Origin of the sequence: Roseixanthobacter psychrophilus, assembly GCF_043195195.1 — a bacterium.
Lineage (GTDB): Bacteria > Pseudomonadota > Alphaproteobacteria > Rhizobiales > Xanthobacteraceae > NCEH01.
Window position 1 is genome coordinate 1 of sequence record NZ_JBAFWT010000032.1, and the last position, 21400, is coordinate 21400.

At 64.3% G+C, this 21400-nt stretch carries 16 protein-coding genes; 12 read left to right on the top strand and 4 right to left on the bottom strand.

The features are described 5' to 3' along the window. Both V5F77_RS21695 and V5F77_RS21700 read right to left on the bottom strand, forming a co-directional pair. Positions 1-836 (bottom strand): ABC transporter substrate-binding protein (locus tag V5F77_RS21695; RefSeq protein WP_429007434.1); only part of this gene is annotated, 836 nt, incomplete at its 3' end. A 129-nt stretch (positions 837-965) separates the two neighbouring features. Beyond that, positions 966-2048, bottom strand: coding sequence for an ABC transporter ATP-binding protein (locus V5F77_RS21700; protein ID WP_429007435.1), 1083 nt, complete (start codon positions 2046-2048; stop codon positions 966-968). Positions 2049-2313: 265 nt separating this feature from the next. Here V5F77_RS21700 and V5F77_RS21705 point away from each other — a divergent pair, with 265 nt between their 5' ends. From V5F77_RS21705 to V5F77_RS21730, 6 genes are all read left to right on the top strand, one after another. Further along, positions 2314-3279, top strand: coding sequence for a 2-hydroxyacid dehydrogenase (locus V5F77_RS21705; protein ID WP_429007436.1), 966 nt, complete (start codon positions 2314-2316; stop codon positions 3277-3279). A 314-nt stretch (positions 3280-3593) separates the two neighbouring features. After that, the gene (locus tag V5F77_RS21710; RefSeq protein ID WP_429007437.1) at positions 3594-4412 is read left to right on the top strand and encodes a protease inhibitor Inh/omp19 family protein; all 819 of its coding nucleotides are present in this window, start codon (positions 3594-3596) and stop codon (positions 4410-4412) included. A 223-nt stretch (positions 4413-4635) separates the two neighbouring features. Beyond that, a complete protein-coding gene (locus V5F77_RS21715) occupies positions 4636-5538 on the top strand; it encodes a TorF family putative porin (protein WP_429007438.1) in 903 nt (300 codons plus the stop codon). Positions 5539-5996: 458 nt separating this feature from the next. Beyond that, positions 5997-10703 (top strand): glutamate synthase large subunit, encoded by a 4707-nt coding sequence (gene gltB, locus V5F77_RS21720; RefSeq protein ID WP_429007439.1) that lies wholly within the window; start codon positions 5997-5999, stop codon positions 10701-10703. A 256-nt stretch (positions 10704-10959) separates the two neighbouring features. Next, complete coding sequence (locus V5F77_RS21725; RefSeq protein ID WP_429007440.1) at positions 10960-12384, top strand: glutamate synthase subunit beta; 1425 nt, start codon at positions 10960-10962, stop codon at positions 12382-12384. Between the two features lie 339 nt (positions 12385-12723). Continuing rightward, the gene (locus tag V5F77_RS21730) at positions 12724-12978 is read left to right on the top strand and encodes a hypothetical protein (RefSeq protein WP_429007441.1); all 255 of its coding nucleotides are present in this window, start codon (positions 12724-12726) and stop codon (positions 12976-12978) included. A gap of 141 nt (positions 12979-13119) precedes the next feature. Here V5F77_RS21730 and V5F77_RS21735 read toward each other — a convergent pair whose 3' ends face one another. Then, complete coding sequence (locus V5F77_RS21735; RefSeq protein ID WP_429007442.1) at positions 13120-13701, bottom strand: YqaA family protein; 582 nt, start codon at positions 13699-13701, stop codon at positions 13120-13122. Between the two features lie 704 nt (positions 13702-14405). After that, positions 14406-15443 (bottom strand): 2-dehydropantoate 2-reductase, encoded by a 1038-nt coding sequence (locus V5F77_RS21740; protein ID WP_429007443.1) that lies wholly within the window; start codon positions 15441-15443, stop codon positions 14406-14408. Between the two features lie 222 nt (positions 15444-15665). On the opposite strand from V5F77_RS21740, the gene V5F77_RS21745 reads away from it, so the two are divergent. The 6 genes from V5F77_RS21745 to V5F77_RS21770 all read left to right on the top strand — a co-directional run bounded on the left by V5F77_RS21745 (position 15666) and on the right by V5F77_RS21770 (position 21374). Continuing rightward, entirely contained in the window at positions 15666-16517 is an 852-nt protein-coding gene (locus V5F77_RS21745) for an IclR family transcriptional regulator (protein ID WP_429007444.1), read from the top strand. A 346-nt stretch (positions 16518-16863) separates the two neighbouring features. Next, on the top strand, positions 16864-17877 hold the full coding sequence (locus V5F77_RS21750; RefSeq protein WP_429007445.1) for a Bug family tripartite tricarboxylate transporter substrate binding protein: 1014 nt from the start codon (positions 16864-16866) through the stop codon (positions 17875-17877). A 71-nt stretch (positions 17878-17948) separates the two neighbouring features. Next, positions 17949-18455 (top strand): tripartite tricarboxylate transporter TctB family protein, encoded by a 507-nt coding sequence (locus V5F77_RS21755; RefSeq protein WP_429007446.1) that lies wholly within the window; start codon positions 17949-17951, stop codon positions 18453-18455. Between the two features lie 148 nt (positions 18456-18603). Beyond that, positions 18604-20118: a tripartite tricarboxylate transporter permease gene (locus tag V5F77_RS21760; RefSeq protein ID WP_429007447.1), complete on the top strand. Its 1515-nt coding sequence runs from the start codon at positions 18604-18606 to the stop codon at positions 20116-20118. A gap of 423 nt (positions 20119-20541) precedes the next feature. Continuing rightward, entirely contained in the window at positions 20542-21177 is a 636-nt protein-coding gene (locus V5F77_RS21765) for a GntR family transcriptional regulator (RefSeq protein WP_429007483.1), read from the top strand. 50 nt (positions 21178-21227) lie between these two features. Then, positions 21228-21374, top strand: a complete 147-nt coding sequence (locus V5F77_RS21770; RefSeq protein ID WP_429007448.1) for a hypothetical protein — start codon at positions 21228-21230, stop codon at positions 21372-21374. Positions 21375-21400 lie beyond the last annotated feature (26 nt).

Here is a 21400-nt window from a genome sequence, read left to right on the forward strand (position 1 = left end):
CCGTTGGCGGTCACCGAAATCTCGCCCGCGATGAACGCGCGGTTGTTGTTGACGTCGAGCCAGCTTTCGGTGCCGGGAATGAAAGTCTTGTAGAGCTCGGCGGCATATTTCAACGCGGCGACCGTCTCAGGGCTATTGATCACAACCTTGGACTTTTCATCCACCATCTTGCCGCCGTGGCTCCACAGCACCCAATGGCAGAAATTATTGCCGTCGCCCACACCGTGGCCCAGCGTGAAGCCCATGGGATGATTCTTCGCCTTCAGGGCCTTGGCGAGCTCAAGGAAGCCCTTGGTCTCGTTCGGAAACTGCGAGAATCCGGCGTCCTTCACCCGGCTGTCGCGATAGCACACCGCATTGCCGATGGTGGCGAGCGGCAATGCGATGAACTTGCCGTCGGCTTTCGCATAGGCCTCGTTGCCGGGATACCAGCCGCCATATTTCGCGCCGAGGGCGTTGGCGAGCGGGGTCACGTCCAGAAGCTTGTCGGGATATTGCTGCGCATCGTCGAACCAGACCCAGACGATGTCGGGGCCGGAGCCCACGTTCGCCGCCACCGCGGCCTTGGGCCGAATGTCTTCCCAGCTCTCCTTGTCGATCCGCACTTCGATGCCGGTCGCCTCTGTGAACTTCTTGGTATTGGCGATCCAGGCATCCTCCTCGCCCTTCACGAACGGGGCCCAGCGCAGCACCCGCAGGGCCGCGCCCTGCTCGGGCTTGAACTGGGGCATCGCGGCGCCTTGGGCGAAGGCAGGCATCGCGCCGAGGCCCGGCAGGGCCGCCGCGCCGGCAAGCCCGGCACCGCCGAGCAGAACATTACGTCTGGAAATGGTCATTGCGTTCCTCCACAGTGACTTTGTTTGGCGTTGTCACTTCATACCGGCCGCGTGGGTCTTTTTGCCCTTCGGTCTTTCGGCAGAGTCGGTTGGGCGCGCTTTCCGCGCGCGCCTTCGAAGCGTCCCGCTTCACGCCTCCAGGCGTGCGCCGGTGGCCTCGTCAAACAGATGCTGCAATCCCAGCATGGGGGCGACGTGGATCGTCTCCCCCGGCGAGAACATCAGTCGTTCGCGGAACAGCAGTGTGACCTCCTGCGAGGTCGCCTCGTCCGCCCCGAGGCGCGCGACCACCAGCAACTCGGAGCCCGTGGGCTCCACCACCACCACGCGCGCCGGCACGCCGTCCTCGTCGATCCGCACATGCTCGGGTCGCAGGCCGTAGACGGCGCGGCGACCGCTGGCCGACCCGGGCACCCGATCGAGCGGCAGCACCACGCCTCCGTCGGTCATGAAACGGGCGCTGCCATTAACCTGCACGGTGCCCTTGATGAAGTTCATCGAGGGCGAACCGATGAAGCCGGCAACGAACTGGTTCGCCGGGCGATCATAGAGGTCGAGGGGCGCGCCGATCTGCTCCACGACGCCGTCGTGCATCACCACGATCTTGTCCGCCATGGTCATGGCCTCGATCTGATCATGGGTGACGTAGACGGTCGTGGTCTTGAGGCGCTGATGCAACTCCTTTATCTCGGTGCGCATCTGCACGCGCAGCTTGGCGTCGAGGTTGGAGAGCGGCTCGTCGAACAGGAACACCTGGGGATCGCGCACGATGGCGCGGCCCATGGCGACGCGCTGGCGCTGGCCGCCCGACAACTGGCGCGGAAAGCGATCCAGCAGCTGGGAGAGCCCGAGAATCTCGGCCGCCCGCGCCACCCGAGCATCGATCTCGGCTTTGGGCGCACTCCGCAGCTTGAGCGAGAAGCCCATGTTCGCGCCCACCGTCATGTGCGGATAGAGCGCGTAATTCTGGAACACCATGGCGATGTCGCGTTCCTTGGGCGGAACGTCGTTCACCACGCGGTTGCCGATGAGGATTTCGCCCCCGGTGATATTCTCCAGGCCGGCGATCATGCGCAGCAGGGTGGACTTGCCGCATCCGGAGGGACCAACGAGGACGACGAATTCGCCGTCGCAAATATCCACATCAACGCCGTGGATGACCGCAGTCGATCCATAGGCTTTCTTCACACCGCGAATATCGACGGTCGCCATCCCGCTCCGCTCCTTGAACCATCCGCCCGATGCGCTCTTTAAGCTCCGCCGCGTGCGGAGAATGGCGCTTCAATTGGGCTGCCATGCGGCAGCCATGCCCCGGCTTGTGCCGGGTGCGCGGCGATCATGGTGCGGCGCCGATTTTGGATCAAGTGCTTTTTAAAACGATTGAACCAAAGCATAAGGCGGCTTATCCAGAACCCCTGGGCCTGCGTCCGCGCCCTCCGGACGCAGGCCGCCCGCCACACGAACCCCGAGCGCTGTCATGACAGAAGACTCACGCCCCAAGTTGCTCCTCACCGGCCCAATCATGGACACCGTGGTCGAGCGCCAGTTGGCCGAACGCTTCACCTTGCTGGGGCTCGACGATTTCGAGGCCGCAATCACCACCCACGGGCCTGAGATTCGCGGCATCGCCACAAAGGGCAAGCGCAAGGTGGACGCCGCCCTGATGGCGCGCCTGCCGAAGCTTGAGATCGTCTCCAATTTCGGCGTCGGATACGACACCGTGGACGCCGCCGCAGCCGCTGCCCGCGGGGTCCTGGTGAGCAACACCCCCGACGTGCTGAACGAAGAGGTTGCCGACCTCGCCCTGGGTCTGCTGCTGGCGACGGTGCGCGAGATTCCCCAGGCTGACCGGTTCACCCGCTCGGGCGCCTGGAAGACCGGCACGTTCCGGCTCGGCGCGACCCTGCGCGACCGCACCATCGGCATCGTCGGCATGGGTCGCATCGGCAAGGCGATAGCCAAGCGCATCGAAGCGTTCGGGCTGCCGGTGGTCTACCACACCCGCCGCGCCCAGCCGGATGTCGCCTATAAGCATTACGAGAACCTCGTCGCCATGGCGAAGGACGTGGACACCATGATCCTGATCCTTCCTGGCGGCGCAGCCACGCGCGGCCTCATCAATGCCGAGGTGCTGGCGGCGCTCGGACCGAACGGCATTCTCATCAATGTGGCCCGCGGCACCGTGGTGGATGAGCCCGCCCTGGTGGACGCCCTGGTGAACAAGACCATCCTCGCCGCCGGCCTCGACGTGTTCGTGGACGAGCCCAATGTTCCCGAAACCCTGTTCGGCCTCGACAACGTGGTGCTGCTGCCGCACGTCGGCTCGGCCACGCACTTCACCCGGACCGCCATGGGGCAGTTGGTGGTGGACAATCTCGTCTCGTGGTTCGACGGCAAGGGACCCGTGACTCCGGTCGCCGAGACACCTTGGCCGCGGAGCTGAAAGGCCACGCTTTCTGGCGATTCTTGAAATAGGACCGAGAAGCGGCCGGACCGGTCGCCTCTGCGGCACACGCCCGGCCGCCAGGCGGAGCATGTGCGGGCCATCCCCTTCCGCCGTCCGCCCTCCCGCACCGCATGGCGCGAATGCGCCGTGACGACTCCGCGTTGGGACCGGCATAAACATCAAGCCCAAAATTGCCCGCCTTGAGCCTGCGCAAACCTGGGCGCGATGTGATGACGCCAGCGGCAAGCGTTCTTTTTTGCCCCGACATGCTTTAGCTTGCGCCATTCGCCGTGATGGAACGGATTTGGACCATGCGCCGCCTTCGCCTTGCCTGCGCGCTCGCGCTGGCCGCCCCTGCTCTCACGTTGGCTCCCTTTCCCACAGCGGCACAAACCCAGACTGACATCCTGGCGCAGACCGGCCCATCCACCTCGAAACCAGCCCCCGCCAGACCCGCCCCGCCCCCCAAGCCGTCTGCCGCGAAGCCGGAGCCGGCGAAGACTGACCCTGCCTTGCGCGCACAGGCAGAGCAGGCGGCGGGGACATTCGTTCTCACAAGCGCGGATGGCGAGCGCAAATGCCCGCTCACGCTGAAGACCGATCCGGCCGCCCCGGCTTTCTCGCTCGTGTTCGACGGCATGGCCTGCGCGGGGATCGGCTTCATGCAGCAGGTCACGGCATGGACGCCGGATTCCTCGGGATCGATCCGGATGCTGAACGCACAGGGCCGGCTGGTGGTGGAGTTCGATCAAGCGACCGCCGGCAATTACGAAGCGCTACGCGAAGGCGATGGGGTCTATTTTCTCGCAAGCCCGACGTCGACTGACGAGAGCAATGTGCGCGTCGAAGACATGCTCGGCGCGTGGGATCTCGCCCGAACCGCCGGCGCGCCCATCTGCCATGTGACGTTCCTGGAAGATCCCGTGCCCGGCGGCGGCCGTGGCCTGCGACTTGGGACCCCATGCGACGCGGCCATCACTCAGTTCGGGCCGGTGTCCTGGAGCATCGAGGGTGGGAATGTGCTGATGGCATCCGGTTCTGGCACTCCGCTGCGATTCGCGCGGCAGGAGGATGGAAACTGGGCGAAGGTGCCGGAACGGGGCAGGCCACTGCTTCTGTTGCGTCAGTAACACATCAAGAGCCCATAAAATAATTGTGGCATAGCCTCGCCGCGGTTTCGCCCGAGCAGCCGGTTGTATCGGTTTCATCTACGCGTTGCACTTTTGCAACATGAAAACCTAGCATCCACGGCGTTTTGCCTAAAGTGCGGGCAGATCATGCCTTAATTTTCTCATTGGAACGGCTGCAAAAATTTGGTCTCAATCTGGGCAGATATCCATTGGGGGTCACTTGATGAAGAAGATCGTTCTCGCCGCCGCCGCCAGCTTGATGCTGACGGGCGCCGCTTCCGCCGCCGACCTGAGCACGATGCCGGTGAAGGCCGTTGCCCCCGCGCCTGTCGCTCCGATGTGGGATCTGGCGTTCGGCGTGACCGGGACCTCTGATTACCTCTTCCGCGGTATCAGCCAGACGAACAACAACCCCGCCATTCAGGGCTTCGTCGAGCTCCAGCTGTTCGACTGGGTCTACTTCAACGTGTGGGCGTCCAACCAGAACTGGGTCGAGAACTTCCTCTGGGACGGCAACAGCTCGCTTGAAGTCGACTTCGCCGGTGGCCTGCGCCACACCTGGGGTAACTTCAGCCTCGACGTCGGCGGCGCCTACTACACCTATCCCGGCAGCAGCAACAGCCTTGACCCTGTGACCCTGCTGAAGACCGCCAACGGCTCGACCGACTACAATTACTGGGAAATCTATGCGAAGCCCAGCTATGTGGTCGCTCCTTGGCTGACCGTCGGCCTGAACCTGTTCTGGTCCAGCGACTTCGCCGCCACCGGCACGGACGGCACCGCCCTGTCGGGCACCGCCAAGGTTCCTCTGCCGGCGTTCGGCCCGGGTGGCGACTTCGGCTGGTACCTGTCGGGTGAGTTCGGCCATCAGTGGCTTGACACCAACTCCTACAATTATGCCGTGACCAATTTCTCTGGCATCACCTTCGACCAGACGATCCCCGGCTACAACTGGTGGAATGCTGGCATTGCCTTCACCTACAAGGCTGCTACGCTTGACCTGCGCTATTCCGGCACAGACCTGAGCGGCAACGACTGCAACTTCATCATCGGCAACAACAATGCCTGCGGTGACAAGATCGTCGCCAGCCTGTCGTTCGCGACCTCCTTCAACGCTCTGAAGTGATCATTAGTCCCCGTCTTCGGACGGGGACTTCTTAAGCGCCGCGTACCACGCGGCGCTTTTTTTATGCCTGCTCGTCCGTCCGGGCTTCAGGCCTTGCTCGCGCCGCATGGGTCGCGAAGAGGCGCCGCTCTCGTCCAGCGCCGGCGCGACGCCGGCCGCACCGCAGCAACACCATTGCGCGGAAGCCTTCGCCGCCGTACCGTTCTTTCGTCAAGCGGCAGCTATGCGCAATTTCCTCTGCTGGGCCCAGCCAAAAGCGGGGGCGGTGAGCTTGTGAGTTTGCCGCTTTTCTGTCATGTTCGATGAGATAGGGCAGCGCTACTGCCCTATCAGATGCGTCTCAGCGGTCGGCCATGGCGTGCGTCTTCCGGACGTGCGCCTTTTCGCGCCAAGGTGCGGCCCGCCTGCGAGACGAGCGGTCTGCCGGCATGGCCCGGCGTCAGGGAGAGGGCGAAATCATGGATGCGACCGATCGCAAGGAAGGTTTGACCGGACAGGTGGCCCAGCGCGCCGCCGCCGTGAATGCCGGCGCGATTGTGGGTCGGCCCAAAGCCTTCGGCCTGTTCGATCCCGCGCAGGAGCGCGACGCCTGCGGCGTCGGCTTCATCGCCGACATCAAGGGCCGCAAGTCCCATCGCATCATCGAGGACGGCATCCAGATCCTGCTCAACCTGGAGCATCGCGGCGCCGTGGGCGCTGACCCCCGCGCGGGCGACGGCGCGGGCATGCTGGTTCAGATCCCCCACCGCTTCTTTTCCAAGGAGGCGGCACGCCTCGGCTTCTCCCTGCCCGAGCCCGGCCAATACGCCGTGGGTCATATCTTCCTGCCCCGCGACGCCGAGGGCGAAGCCATCGTGCGCGCCGCGTTCGAGCGCCTGGTTGCAGAAGAGGGCCTGAGCCTGCTCGGCTGGCGCGACGTGCCCACCGACAATTCCTCGCTCGGCGCAAGCGTGCTGCCCACCGAGCCGCGCCACGTGCAGATCTTCCTTGGCCGGAGCGAGAGCATCGCCGACGAGGATGCTTTCGAGCGCCGCCTGTTCGTGCTGCGCAAGGTGATCTCCAACGTCATCTATGACGCCAAGGACCCGCGCACGGCCGGATACTATCCCGTGTCCCTGTCCTGCCGCACGCTGGTCTACAAGGGCATGTTCCTGGCGGACCAGTTGGGCGCCTATTATCCCGACCTGCACGATCCCGACTTCGAGAGCGCGCTCGCGCTGGTGCACCAGCGCTTCTCCACCAACACCTTCCCCGCCTGGCCGCTGGCCCATCCCTACCGAATGGTCGCCCATAACGGCGAGATCAACACGTTGCGCGGCAACGTGAACTGGATGGCGGCCCGGCAGGCGTCGGTCGACACTGAATTGTTCGGCGCCGACATCTCCAAGCTGTGGCCGATCTCCTATGAGGGGCAGTCGGACACCGCCTGCTTCGACAATGCGCTCGAATTCCTGACCCAGGGCGGCTATTCGCTGCCCCACGCGGCCATGATGCTGGTGCCCGAGGCCTGGGCGGGCAATCCGCTCATGGATGAGGAGCGGCGCGCCTTCTATGAATACCACGCCGCCCTCATGGAGCCGTGGGACGGGCCGGCGGCCATCGTCGCCACCGACGGGCGCCAGATCATCGCCACCCTCGACCGCAACGGCCTGCGGCCGGCGCGCTATATGGTGACCAGCGACGACACCATCGTGCTCGCGTCCGAAATGGGCGTGCTGACCCTGCCGGAAGAGAAGATCGTCACCAAGTGGCGCCTTCAGCCCGGCAAGATGCTGCTGGTGGATCTGGTGGAAGGTCGCCTCGTGCCCGACGAGGAGATCAAGACTACGCTCGCCCGCGCCCATCCCTACAAGGAATGGCTCAAGCGCACCCAATTGGTGCTGGAAGACCTGCGCAAGGTGGAGGCGCGCGAGGTGCGCACCGACGTGTCGCTGCTCGATCGCCAGCAGGTCTTCGGCTATACCCAGGAAGACCTCAAGCTGCTCATGGCCCCCATGGCCGTGACCGGCCAGGAAGCGGTCGGCTCCATGGGCACCGACACCCCCATCTCGGTGCTCTCCAACAAGTCGAAGCTGCTCTATTCCTACTTCCAGCAGAATTTCGCGCAGGTGACCAACCCGCCCATCGACCCGATCCGCGAGGAACTGGTCATGAGCCTGGTGTCGTTCATCGGCCCGCGGCCGAACATCTTCGATCTGGAAGGCAACGCCCGCCGCAAGCGGCTGGAAGTGCGCCAGCCCATCCTGACCAATGAGGATCTGGAGAAGATCCGCTCCATCGGCTTTATGGAGGAGCGGTTCGACACCCGCACGCTCGACATCACCTACGCCTCCGACAAGGGAGCGGCGGGCATGGAAGGCGCGCTGGAGCGTTTGTGCGAACGCGCCGAGGCGGCGGTGCATGGCGGCTACAACATCATCATCCTTTCGGACCGCATGACCGGGCCGGACCGCATCCCGATCCCCTCCTTGCTGGCGACGGCGGCGGTGCACCATCACCTCATCCGCACCGGCCTGCGCACCTCCGTGGGTCTTGTGGTGGAAACCGGCGAAGCCCGCGAAGTGCACCATTTCGCCTGCCTCGCCGGCTATGGCGCAGAGGCGATCAACCCCTATCTTGCCTTCGAAACCCTGCTGGGCATGAAGGAAGACATCCCCGAAGAGGTAGACGAGACCGAGATCGTCAAGCGCTTCATCAAGTCGGTGGACAAGGGATTGCTGAAGGTGATGTCCAAGATGGGCATCTCCACCTATCAATCCTATTGCGGCGCGCAGATCTTCGACGCGGTCGGCATCTCGTCCGAACTGGTGGCGAAGTATTTCTTCGGCACCGCCACCACCATCGAAGGCGTGGGCCTCGCCGAGGTGGCGGAAGAGACCGTGCGCCGGCACAAGCTCGCCTTCTCCGACGCTCCGGTCTTCCGGCTCGCGCTGGATGTGGGCGGGGAATATGCCTATCGCATCCGCGGCGAGGAGCACGCTTGGTCGCCGGATAGCGTCGCGACGCTCCAGCACGCCGTGCGCGGCAATGCCCAGGATCATTATCGCGCCTTCGCCAAGATGATGAACGCGCCGGGCGACAACCAGGCGTTGACCATCCGCTCGCTGTTCCGCCTGCGCGACGCGGGCGAGATCGGCAATGCCCCGGTGGACCTCGCCGAGGTCGAGCCGGCGGCCGAGATCGTCAAGCGCTTCTCCACCGGCGCCATGTCGTTCGGCTCCATCTCGCGCGAAGCGCACACCACCCTCGCCATCGCCATGAACCGGATCGGCGGCAAGTCGAACACCGGCGAGGGTGGCGAGGAGGCGGAACGCTACAAGCCGCTGCCCAACGGCGATTCCATGCGCTCGGCCATCAAGCAGGTGGCCTCTGGCCGGTTCGGCGTGACCACGGAATATCTGGTTAATTCCGACGTCATGCAGATCAAGGTCGCGCAGGGCGCAAAGCCCGGCGAAGGCGGACAATTGCCCGGCCATAAGGTCGATGCGGTGATCGCCAAGGTGCGCCACTCCACTCCCGGCGTCGGCCTCATCTCGCCGCCGCCGCACCACGACATCTATTCCATCGAAGATCTGGCGCAGCTCATCTATGACCTGAAGAACGTCAACCCGGCGGCGGACGTCTCGGTGAAGCTGGTGTCGGAAGTGGGAGTCGGCACGGTCGCGGCGGGCGTCGCCAAGGCACGAGCCGACCACATCACCATTTCCGGCTTCGAGGGCGGCACGGGCGCGTCCCCGCTCACCGCCATCAAGCACGCCGGCTCGCCCTGGGAGATCGGCCTTGCCGAGACCCAGCAGACGCTGGTAGCCAACCGCCTGCGCGGCCGCATCGTGCTGCAGGTGGACGGCGGGCTGCGTACCGGCCGCGATGCCGTGATCGGCGCGCTGCTGGGCGCCGACGAGTTCGGCTTCTCCACCGCGCCCTTGATTGCGGCGGGCTGCATCATGATGCGCAAATGCCACCTCAACACCTGCCCGGTGGGCGTGGCGACCCAGGATCCGGTGCTGCGCAAGCGCTTCAAGGGCACGCCCGAGCACGTGATCAATTATTTCTTCTTCATCGCGGAGGAGATGCGCGAGATCATGGCGCAGCTCGGCTTCCGCTCGGTGGAAGAGATGGTGGGCCGGGTGGACGCCTTGGACCGCCAGCCGGCCATCGACCATTGGAAGGCCAAGGGCCTCGACTTTTCCAGGATCTTCGCCCAGCCGAACATGCCGGCGGACGTCTCGATCCGGCACAATGAGCGCCAACACCACCCGATCGAGAAGGTGCTCGACCGCACCCTCATCGCCAAGGCCATGCCCGCGCTGGAGCGCGGCGAGAAGGTGGTGATCGACAGCCCGATCCGCAGCGTCGACCGGTCGGTGGGCGCCATGCTCTCGGGCGAGGTGGCCAAGCGCTACGGCGGGGCGGGCCTGCCCGACGACACCATCGAGGTGAACCTTTCCGGCACCGCGGGCCAAGCGTTCGGCGCCTTCCTGATGACCGGCGTGACGCTGAACCTCGTCGGCGAAGCCAATGACTATGTGGGCAAGGGGCTATCGGGTGGCCGCATCGTAGTGCGCCCGCCGGCCAACTCGATCATCATCGCGGAAGAGTCGATCATCGTCGGCAACACCGTGATGTATGGTGCCACCGACGGCGAATGCTATTTCCGCGGCGTCGCCGGCGAACGCTTCGCCGTGCGCAATTCCGGGGCAATCGCCGTAGTTGAAGGCACTGGCGACCATGGCTGCGAATATATGACCGGCGGCATCGTGGTGGTGATCGGCCAGACCGGGCGCAATTTCGCCGCCGGCATGTCGGGCGGCGTCGCCTATGTGCTGGACGAGGACAAGAGCTTCGCCAAGCGCTGCAATCTTTCCATGGTGGATATCGAGCCGGTGGAGGAGGAGGAAGACCTTCTCGAACGCCTGCACCACCATGGCGGAGATCTGGAATTCAAGGGCCGCATCGACGTGCAGGGCGACATGTCCCGCCACGACGAGGAGCGCTTGCACCAGCTCATCGCCAAGCACCTGCATTATACCGGCTCGACGCGTGCCCAGATGATCCTGGACAATTGGGCCGACTACCGCAGCAAATTCGTCAAGGTGATGCCGGTCGAGTACCGCCGCGCCTTGCGCGAAATGGAAAAGCGCCGCGGTCTTCAGGCGGCCGAATAGCTTTCGGGGCGACGCGCCGCACGCCCCCTCCCGCTTGCGGGGGTGGGCTCGGGAGGGCGCCGAGCGAAACAAGCAGGCGTCCTGCGGCTCCCAACGATGACATCCGCCGCTGCGCAGCGCCCCTCCCAGCCCTCCCCCGCAAGCGAGAGAGGGCTTCCAGGGCGCACGCCGCAAAAGCGGAGTCCTCAAGCTGGAACAATTCTTGTAATGGAGCTACCGGCGCCGTGCGCGCGACGCGGCTCCTGGAGGGGATCGAATGGGTAAGGTTACGGGGTTCCTGGAAATTGATCGGCGCGAGCAGAAGTATCAGCCCGCGTCCGACCGCATTCGCCATTTTCGCGAATTCACCTTGCCCCTGCCCGACCCCGAGGTGGCAAATCAGGCCGCCCGCTGCATGGATTGCGGCATTCCCTTCTGCCACGGTCCCACCGGCTGCCCGGTGCACAACCAGATCCCGGACTGGAACGACCTCGTCTACCAGGGCGATTGGGAAGAGGCCTCGCGCAACCTCCATTCCACCAATAATTTCCCCGAGTTCACCGGTCGCATCTGCCCCGCCCCGTGCGAGGAAGCCTGCACGCTGAACCTGGAAGACGTGCCGGTCACCATCAAGACCGTGGAGCAGGCGATCGCCGACAAGGCGTGGAAGAACGGCTGGATCAAGCCGGAGCTGGCGCAGGTGAAGACCGGGCGCGCAGTGGCCGTGATCGGCTCCGGCCCGGCCGGCCTTGCCGCCGCCCAGCAGCTTGCCCGTGCCGGCCACGACGTGCATGTGTTCGAGCGCGAGCCCAAGGCTGGCGGCCTGCTGCGCTACGGCATCCCCGACTTCAAGATGGAGAAGGTGCACATCGATCGCCGCGTCGCCCAGATGGAGGCGGAAGGCGTCACCTTCCATTACGGCGTGAATGTCGGCGTGACCAAGCCGATCCAGGAATTGCTGGATAATTACGACGCTGTCCTGCTCGCCGGCGGCTCGGAATCGCCCCGCGACCCGCGTCTACCGGGTCAGGAGTTCGAGGGCGTGCATTTCGCCATGCCCTATCTGGTGCAGCAGAACCGCCGGGTCGGCGGCGAGGATGTCGGCCGCGAACAGCCGCTGCTGGCTTCGGGCCGTCATGTGGTGGTGGTCGGCGGCGGCGATACCGCCTCCGACTGCGTGGGCACGGCGTTCCGCCAGGGCGCGCTCTCGGTGTCCCAGCTCGACATCCGCCAGGTGCCGCCCATGAAGGAGGACAAGCTGGCGGTGTGGCCCTATTGGCCCACCAAGTTCCGCACCTCCTCCTCCCAGGCGGAAGGGGCCGAGCGCGAGTTCGCCTGCGCCACCCTCGGCATCGAGGGCCGCAACGGCCGCGTCACCGGCGTGAAGTGCGTGCGTGTGGACGAGAGCCGCCAGCCCATCCCCGGCACGGAATTCGTGCTGCGCGCCGACCTGGTGTTCCTCGCCATCGGCTTCGCCGCGCCGGTGCACGAAGGGATGCTGGACCAGTCCGGCGCCGCCTATGACAAGCGCGGCAACGTGGTGGCCGACGAGACCACCTATCTCACCTCGGTTCCCAAGCTGTATGCGGCGGGCGACATGCGGCGCGGCCAGTCGCTGGTGGTGTGGGCGATCCGCGAAGGCCGCCAGGCCGCCCACGCCATCGACAAGGACCTCATGGGCGAGACCACGCTGCCGCGCTGACGCGGCCGGCGCCCAGCGCTTTTTGCGACACACTGCAAGGGCCGCCCGCGCCACGTGGGCGGCCCTTGCGCGCATTCGTGGATGGCGCCCGCTTTGACGTGTCAAAGCGGGCGGCCTGCGGCACAGGGCCGGTGCAATCGCGAAATCTTGAGAGAGAACAAGCCGGAAGTTGACCACGATCACCTTCTCGTGCACCCTGTCACATCGTCGATATCCATCCATATACCAAAGTATTCAACTGACATTGCGTCAGATTGAGATTTTTAACCCTTGATATGACTGATTGTAACAGGCGTCTGGAGCTGAATGCGGGCACCGTTAACCGCAGGAGTTTAGCCCATGCGCACGATCTCCAAGACTGTTCTCTCCGTCAGCTTCCTTATTTCGCTTTCAGCGGCTGCCGCGCCGGCCTTTGCTGCGGGAACCGTGACCCACAAGCACCACGCATTCAACGAGCGGCAGCTTCCCGCCGAGGCTCAGCCGGCCGCGCTGATGACCGGCACCAACCCATCCCCGTTCGCGCCGACGCACGAAGATCCCGCCAAAGACGCGCATTGGGGCCCTGCCCACAATGTCAGCCCCGCCCTTTGGTGAGCCGCACCGCAAATGCTGAGCTGCCACGGGACGAGCCCGTGACAGCATGCCCTGTTTGCCGATGATACGAAGCGCCGCCGCCCCGCAGCGGCGCTCATAGGCCTGACGTCAGGCAGCAAGGCTCCTCAGCCAGATTGCCCCTCAGACCAGATAGGCGGCTGCGGCGAGACCGATGACCACCACGGCAAGAAGCCCGAGGGTGACCAGGCCGAGCCTTTTCTCGATGAATTCCCGTGCCGCCGGCCCGAAATAGCGCAGCAGCGCCGCGAGCAGGAAGAAGCGGGCGCCTCGGGTGATCAGCGACAGCACCACGAACCAGAACAGATTGTAGTTTGCGAAGCCGGACGTGATCGTCACCAGCTTGTAGGGAATGGGCGTGATGCCCTTCAGCAGGATCACCCAATGCCCGTAATGGGCATAGGCGGCGCGGAACCCCTCCACCTTCTGCCCGTAGCCATACAGGTTGATCAAAAACTGCCCGACGCTGTCATAGAGCAGCGCCCCGATCGCATAGCCCACGAGGCCCCCGACCACAGAGGACAAGGTGGCAATGAGCGCATAGGTCCAGGCCTTGTCCGGCCGCGCCAATGTCATCGGAACCAGCAGGACATCGGGCGGAATGGGAAAGATGGAGCTTTCCGCAAACGAGACGATACCAAGCGCCCAGGGCGCGGACGGGCGCGCCGAATAGGCGATCACCCAATCATAAAGTTTGCGAAGCATCGAGACTCTTTGCGTGCTTGGGGGCTCGGGCGGGGGTCTAGACGCGGCGCGCCATCCTGTCCAGCCGGGTGTGGACGGCATCTGTTCGTATAGTTGCATGCTGCGGCGCAGAAAGGTAGGAACCACTCGCAAGTCTCTGACATTAACCCTCTTGAAAAGCGGACGGGGCACAAACCTCTCCGGGCGGGCGGGTTTAACCAGACGGCAACCAGTGTGGCGGCACCGTGTCGTCACTTCGGGCCCGAAGGTGGCCATATCAGTGCGAGAGTCGTCATGTTGAAGCGTATTGCCGTGTTTGCCGTCCTTGTCCTGGGCTACGCTCTCACGGGCGTCGCGCTGAATGCCGGCGATTTCACCCATTCCGGCGCTCCAGTGGACATGGCGGTCGAGTGAGCCTTTCCGCTGCAGCCTGCTGCGCAGCCGGTTCGATTCAGTCCCTTTAGCACTCCGCGCCGGCCCTGCCGGCCCTCCCATTTCAGGCAAAAGAGAGGCCGGCCCGAGATCGGACCGGCCCAAGATGCCCTGGAGGGAGTTATGGTCCGCCGCGGCGGATGAAATGAGATGACGGGCCCCGGCGCCGGTGCCCCGCCCGGCCCTGGCCGCGACGAGGCCCGTCTTGCCCCGGGGCGCGGATTGGGCACGCACCCAGGGCAACCGTTTCGCACGGAGAAGATGAGCCGGCGGGAGAAGCCCCGGCTTTCTTCTCAGTGCGTCGCAGTCTTTGCCGAAGCGAGATCGGCTGCGGTCAGCGGCGGGCACGAGAGATGCCCCCCGAGGCCGGCCACCGCCGCCCGCTGGCGCACCAGCGCGAGCACCACGTCGAGGGTCGGGGTGGGCACATCCACCAGCCGCGCCATTTCCTGCACCACGGTCACCAGCGGATCGATTTCCATGGGCCGGTCGCGTTCCAGATCCTGCAGCATGGAGGTCTTGTGCGCGCCAACCGCGCCTGCGCCGCTGATCCGGCGTTCCACGTCCACGCGGAAGTTCACACCCAGCTTGTTAGCCACGGTCTGCGCCTCGATCATCATCGCGCGGGCGACGGCGCGGGTATCGGGATCGGAGGCGATCACATCAAGGGTGGCATGGGTCAAGGCGCTGATGGGATTGAAGCAGAGGTTGCCCCATAGCTTCAGCCACAGTTCATCGCGGATATTGTCCAGCACCGGCGCGCGCAAGCCGGCCTTGCCCATCATCTCGCTGAGGCGCTCGACACGGGCGCTCTTTTCGCCGGAGGGTTCGCCGATCGGGAATTTGTCGCCATAGACGTGCTGGATGACGCCCGGCGCCACCACCTCCGTCGCGGGATAGACGATGCACCCGATGGCGCGCTCCGGGCGCAGGACATCCCACTGCTTTCCGCCGGGATCGATGCTCTCAAGCGTGCGTCCTTCGAGGGCGCCGCCCGACTTGTAGAAATACCAATAGGGCACGCCGTTCACGGCGGTGACGACGCTGGTATCATTGCCGAGCAGCGGACGCATGCGGTCCACCACGCCCGGCACCGAATGGGCCTTGAGCGCGATGAACACATAATCCTGCGGCCCGAGCTCTGCGGGATCGTCGGTGGCGCGCACCTTGGCGACCCGCTCTTCACCATTGATCAGCAGCTTCACGCCGTTCTGCTGCATAGCCTCCAGATGTCCGCCGCGCGCAACGAGGCTCACCTCGGCTCCCGCCAGCGAAAGTTGCACGCCCAGATACCCGCCGATGGCCCCCGCCCCGTAAATGCAAACCTTCATGGCGCCGCCTCCTCGTGCCCCGAACTTCCCGCTCGGATGCCGTATAATGTATACCAGAAAATCAGACGATCGCTGCCGCCGTCAATCCCATTTCATGATATTCGTGAGAAATCATTCCAGAATGTGGAAAATTGTCACAGCGGGTCGCCGCACCCCCTTTTCGCTGTAAAGTGCCCGTCGCAGGCCTGCGTTACGGAGGCCTTGAATTGGGCGAAACCACCCATGCCAGAAACTGAGATCCTTCCCCGCCGCCGCGGTCGCCCCGCCTCCACCACCCCGGAGGCCGGCGGAGAGGTGCAATCGCTGGATCGCGCGGTCGCGCTGCTGCGCGTGCTGGCGGAAGCCGATGGGATGAGCCTGTCGGATATCGCCAAGAAGGCCGACCTGCCGGCCTCGACGGTGCACCGTCTGCTGGCGACGCTGCAGAAGCGACAATTGGTCAATCATGACCACGAGAACGGCCTATGGACGGTGGGGCTCGGCCTGTTCCGGATCGGCGCGGCCTATCTGCGCATCCGCAAGTTGCCGGACATCGGCCGCCCGGTGATCCGCCGCCTGCTGCACGAGACCGACGAGACCGTGAATCTCGCGATGTTCGACGGAAACGAGCTGGTGGTGGTGGCGCAGGCGGAAGGGCATTCGGCGGTCCGCGCCTTTTTCCGCCTGGGCGCCCGCCTGCCGCTGCACGCCACGGCGGCCGGGAAATGCATCCTGGCGGTGGCGACCCCGGCGTTCCGGGGCGCCTGCCTCGCGCAGATGCGCTACGAGGCCTTCACAGTGCGGACCCATCGCACCGAGCGTTCGCTTATGGACGACATCGGGGCCATCGAGGCGCGGGGCTACGCCATCGACGATGAAGAACACACCCTCGGCATGCGGGCAGTCGCAGCGCCGATCTTCAACGAGTGGCGCGAGCCGATCGGCGCGGTCTCGGTCTCGGGGCCGGCGGTGCGGATGAGCGACGATCGGATTCAGCGCCTGGGTCGGCGCGTAGCGTCTGCGGCGGAGCAGATGACCCGCCTGTATTCGGGCGCCGACGAAGTCTTGCCTCCGGAATTCGTGATTTATCGCTGATATTTCGCTGCGACGAATCCGGTGTTCGGGCCGGATTCGTCAAGCTTCTCGGGGTGATTTCAGGCTCCGGCGGAATTTTACCGCAGCGCACACGCCCACCTCTGGTGCTGTGCAGCAAATGACAGCATTCATTCCGAAGCTTTCTGGCATATTGTATAAAATATTTTAATTGAAAGTATTCGGCGGACGTTATGCCGAACCGTCAATTTCGTTTGCGTGCCTTTGACATACAATATACTCTTTCCAAATCCGCTCCTAGCCAGAGCGGCAATAAAAGCAGCTACGTCAGCACGTTAGGGAATGCGATCCGCTTACTTAAAACGCGGACGATCGGGAGGAAAAACGAATGCGTTTGGCCCTTGCCAAGTCCATCAAGCAATTTGCGGCGGTCGCGCTCGCGGCGGCGGCCCTGTCGCCTTTGCCCGCGCTCGCGTGGGAACCCACGAAGAACGTAGAATTCATCGTCCCCGCCGGCACCGGCGGCGGCGCTGATCAAATGGCCCGCGTGATTCAGGGCATCATTCAGAAGAACAAGCTGATGACCCAGTCCATGGTGGTCATCAACAAGTCTGGCGGCGCCGGTGCCGAAGGCTTCCTCGACATGAAGGGTTCCGCAGGAAACCCTCATAAGATCATCATCTCGCTGTCCAACATTTTCACCACGCCGCTCGCCACCGGCGTGCCGTTCAAATGGGACGATCTGACCCCGGTCGCCATGCTGGCGCTCGACGAATTCGTGCTGTGGGTCAATGCCAAGGCGCCCTATTCGGACGTCAAAGGCTATCTGGAGGCCCTGAAGAACGCGGCGCCCGGCGGCGAATTCAAGATGGGCGGCACCGGTTCCAAGCAGGAAGACCAGATCATCACCGCAGCCATCGAGCAGAAGACCGGCGCCAAGTTCATCTACGTCCCGTACAAGGGCGGTGGAGACGTGGCGGCGCAGTTGGTCGGCGGGCACGTGACCTCCTCCGTCAACAACCCGATCGAGGCGGTCTCGCAATGGCGCGCAGGCGAACTGAAGCCGTTGTGCGTATTCGACAGCACCCGCCTTGCCTATAAGACCCCGGTTGCCGGCGACCAGTCGTGGGGCTCCATTCCCACCTGCAAGGAAGGCGGCCTCGACATCGAATACCTGATGCTGCGCGGTATCTTCATGGCGCCCAAGGTCACCAAGGAACAGACCGATTATTATGTCGATCTGTTCAAGCGTGTCCGGGCGACCCAGGACTGGACCGACTTCATGGAGAAGGGCGCGTTCAACACCTCCGCCCTGACCGGTGAGGAATACAAGGCCTGGCTCGGCAAGGCTGCCGATACGCACCGCGCCCTCATGGAGAAGGCGGGCTTCATCGCCAAGTGATGGACCGCCGGGACGGCTGCGCCGTCCCGGCACCCATCTGCAGCGGTGATCTCCAAAGGGAGGTTGCAAGCATGTCATCGGACGTCGAAAAGACCCAGAAAACAGTATCAAATCGCACGATGGACATCATCGTTGCGCTGATCTTCATGGCCCTGGCGGTGGTGGTCATGGCCGATAGCTGGCGCGTCGGCGCGCGGTGGGCGGAAGACGGCCCGCAGGCCGGTTATTTCCCCTTCTACATCGGCCTCATCATGTTCATCGCCAGCATGGGCACGATGGTACAGAACATCATCACGAAGACTCCCGACCTGACCAATTTCGTCGATCGCGAGCCCTTCATGCAGGTGCTGAAGGTTCTGGTGCCCACCATCGTCTATGCGATCCTGATTACGCTGATCGGCATCTACGTTGCCTCAGTGATCTTCATCGCCTTCTTCATGTGGTGGCTCGGCAAGTACAAGCTGCCCGTCATCCTCCCGGTCGCCTTCGGCGTGCCGTTGGCCTTGTTCGTGATGTTCGAGATCTGGTTCCTGGTGCCCTTGCCCAAGGGCCCGCTGGAAACGGCCTTCGGCTATTGATCGCGGCCGCCCGCGCCGGGCGCCCGCCAATTCGCAGGTCCCGCGCCCGTCCCGGCTCAGCCGCGATGCAGAACGGACCGCATCCGCCGCCAAAACATAACACCCGCATGTCCAGGCAAGCCTTGCCAGGGCCGAGGGGAGGAATTCCGTGGAAGCGCTTTCATCACTCATCGGAGGTTTTTCCGTCCTCGCCGACCCGATGAACATCGTCTACATGTTCGTCGGTATCGCGTTGGGCGTGCTGATCGGCGTGCTGCCAGGTCTCGGAGGCGCCAACGGCGTCGCCATCCTGTTGCCGCTGACCTTCTCGATGTCGCCGGTCTCGGCGATCATCATGCTCTCATCCATCTATTGGGGAGCGCTCTTCGGCGGTGCGATCACGTCGATCCTGTTCAACATTCCAGGCGAACCCTGGTCCGTTGCGACAACATTCGACGGGCACCCCATGGCCCAGAAGGGTCGAGCCGGCGAGGCTTTGACCGGAGCCTTCACCGGCTCCTTCATCGGCGCCTTCTTCGCCGTGCTGCTCATCACCTTCCTTGCCCCTGTCATCGCCAAATTCGCGTTGCAGTTCGGCCCGGCCGAATTCTTCGCGGTCTACCTGCTTACCTTCTGCTCGTTTGTCGGCATGGGGCGTGAATCCCCGTTCAAGGTTCTCGCGGCCATGACGCTGGGCTTCGCCCTGGCGGCAGTGGGCATCGATACCGTGACCGGCCAGTTGCGCATGACCTTCGGGTCGGTGGAACTGCTGCGCGGCTTCGACTTCCTGGTGGCGGTCATCGGCCTATTCGGCGTCGGCGAAATCCTGCTGACCATGGAAGAGGGCTTGGCCTTCAAGGGCAAGAGCGCCAAGATCAACGCCCGCGTGGTGTTCCAGACCTGGGCCCAATTGCCCAAATACTGGGCCGGCATGCTGCGCTCGGCGATCGTCGGCTGCTGGATGGGCATCACCCCCGGCGGCGCGACCCCGGCCTCCTTCATGAGCTATGGCCTCGCCAAGAAGTTCTCCAAGAACGGGAAAAACTTCGGCAAGGGTGAGCTGGAAGGCGTCGTGATGCCGGAAGTGGCGGCCCATGCGGCCGGCACCTCGGCCCTGCTGCCCATGCTCACGCTCGGCATCCCGGGTTCGCCCACGGCGGCTGTACTGCTGGGCGGCCTGCTCATCTGGGGCCTCCAGCCCGGTCCGCTCCTGTTCGTGGAACAGAAGGATTTTGTGTGGGGCCTGATCGCCTCGATCTATCTCGGCAATATCGCCGGTCTGCTGGTGGTGCTCACCACCGTGCCGCTGTTCGCCGCGATCCTGCGCATTCCGTTCAGCGTCATCGCCCCGATCATCCTCGTGATCTGCGCGGTCGGTGCCTATACGGTGCACAATGCCGGGCTCGACATCGCCGTCATGCTGGTCTTCGGCGTCGTCGGCTATGTGTTCAAGAAGCTCGACTATCCCCTGGCCCCTCTGGTGCTTGCCCTGGTTCTCGGCGACATGGCGGAAAGCTCCTTCCGCCAAGCCATGCTGGTCTCGCAGGGGCACCTGTCGATCTTCTGGTCGAACCCGCTGGTAGGCTCCATTGTCACCCTCGCCCTGGTGATGCTGTTCTGGCCGGCCATCAGCGCCATCAAGGCGCGGCTCACCAAGGGCTCGCAGCACGCAGCGGCTGAATAAGCCGGCACGACGGGGGAAGCCGGCGGTTCGCGCCGCCGGCTTCCCCCGAAGACCAGGATAGGTGCGCGTACGGGCCGGATTGCGCGGGCACCGCGCAGGTCGGTCGCATCGGCAGCGCCGCTCGAACCCACGCCGCTCAGTGGCTGGCGCTCACCCGAGAATCCTGAACTCCGCACGGGGCAACGAACTGGTCAGTCGCAGCACCAGTCGCCGCACCCACTGCCCGGAAGTCGTTGCACCGCAGCATGTTTCGGGGCTCCGAGGGTCTTGCACCCCCGCCTAGCATACAGTACACAGTATTTCACCGACGGCGCGCGCCCGCCAGAAGGCGCTGGCCACAGGGAAGGGAACAACGTCGTGCATCAGGTCGCCGACACACCAAAGCTCAATGTGGAACCGCTCGGCGCTTCCTCGAGCTTGCGCATGCTGGCTTATGACGCACTGAAGCGGGCCATTACCGAAATGGACATCTATGGGTCGACCACGGAGTTCCGGCTCGACGAGCGCCAGCTCTCGGAAGATCTCGGCGTGAGCCGAACGCCCATTCGCGAAGCCATGACGGTGCTGGAGCAGGAAGGCTTCGTGCGCTCCGTGCCGCGGCGCGGCATCTTCGTGGTCCGCAAGACCAAGCGCGAAATCCTCGAGATGATCACGGTCTGGGCCGCGCTCGAAGGCATGGCCGCGCACCTCGCCGCAACGCGCGCGAGCGCCGCTGACCTCAAGGGCCTGCGCCGCCTGTTCAACGATTTTGAACAGGAAGTGCCGCATGCCCACACCAATGAATATTCGCAAGCCAACATCGCCTTCCATCAGGCGATCATCCGCATGGGCGGCTGCAACCTGATCGTCGACATGACGCAGAACCTGCTGCTTCACATGCGCGCGATCCGCGCCGTTTCCATTCGACAGGAAAATCGGCTGGAGACGTCCATGCGCGAGCACATGGCAATCATCGACGCGCTCGAAAGCCGCGACCCCGAGCTTTCCGAACGCCTGGTGCGCGAGCACACGATGGGTCTTGCGGCCCACGTCGAGAAACACGGGGTTTTTCCCGAATAGCCCGCACGCGCGGCGAGCCGGGAAAACTGGACATCGCAAGGAGACGCGATATGTCAACGACGGACATCATGACGGCCGAGACCCTGGAGACCCTCCGGTCTCAGGATTGGCCCCGCAGCAGCCGCATCGTCCAGCCGGACCGCGGCCGCCGTTTCATGCGCGTTCGTCTTGAGCGGAGCGCCATCCGCGCGCTCTAGGACTCCACAGCCGAATCTTCACAGTC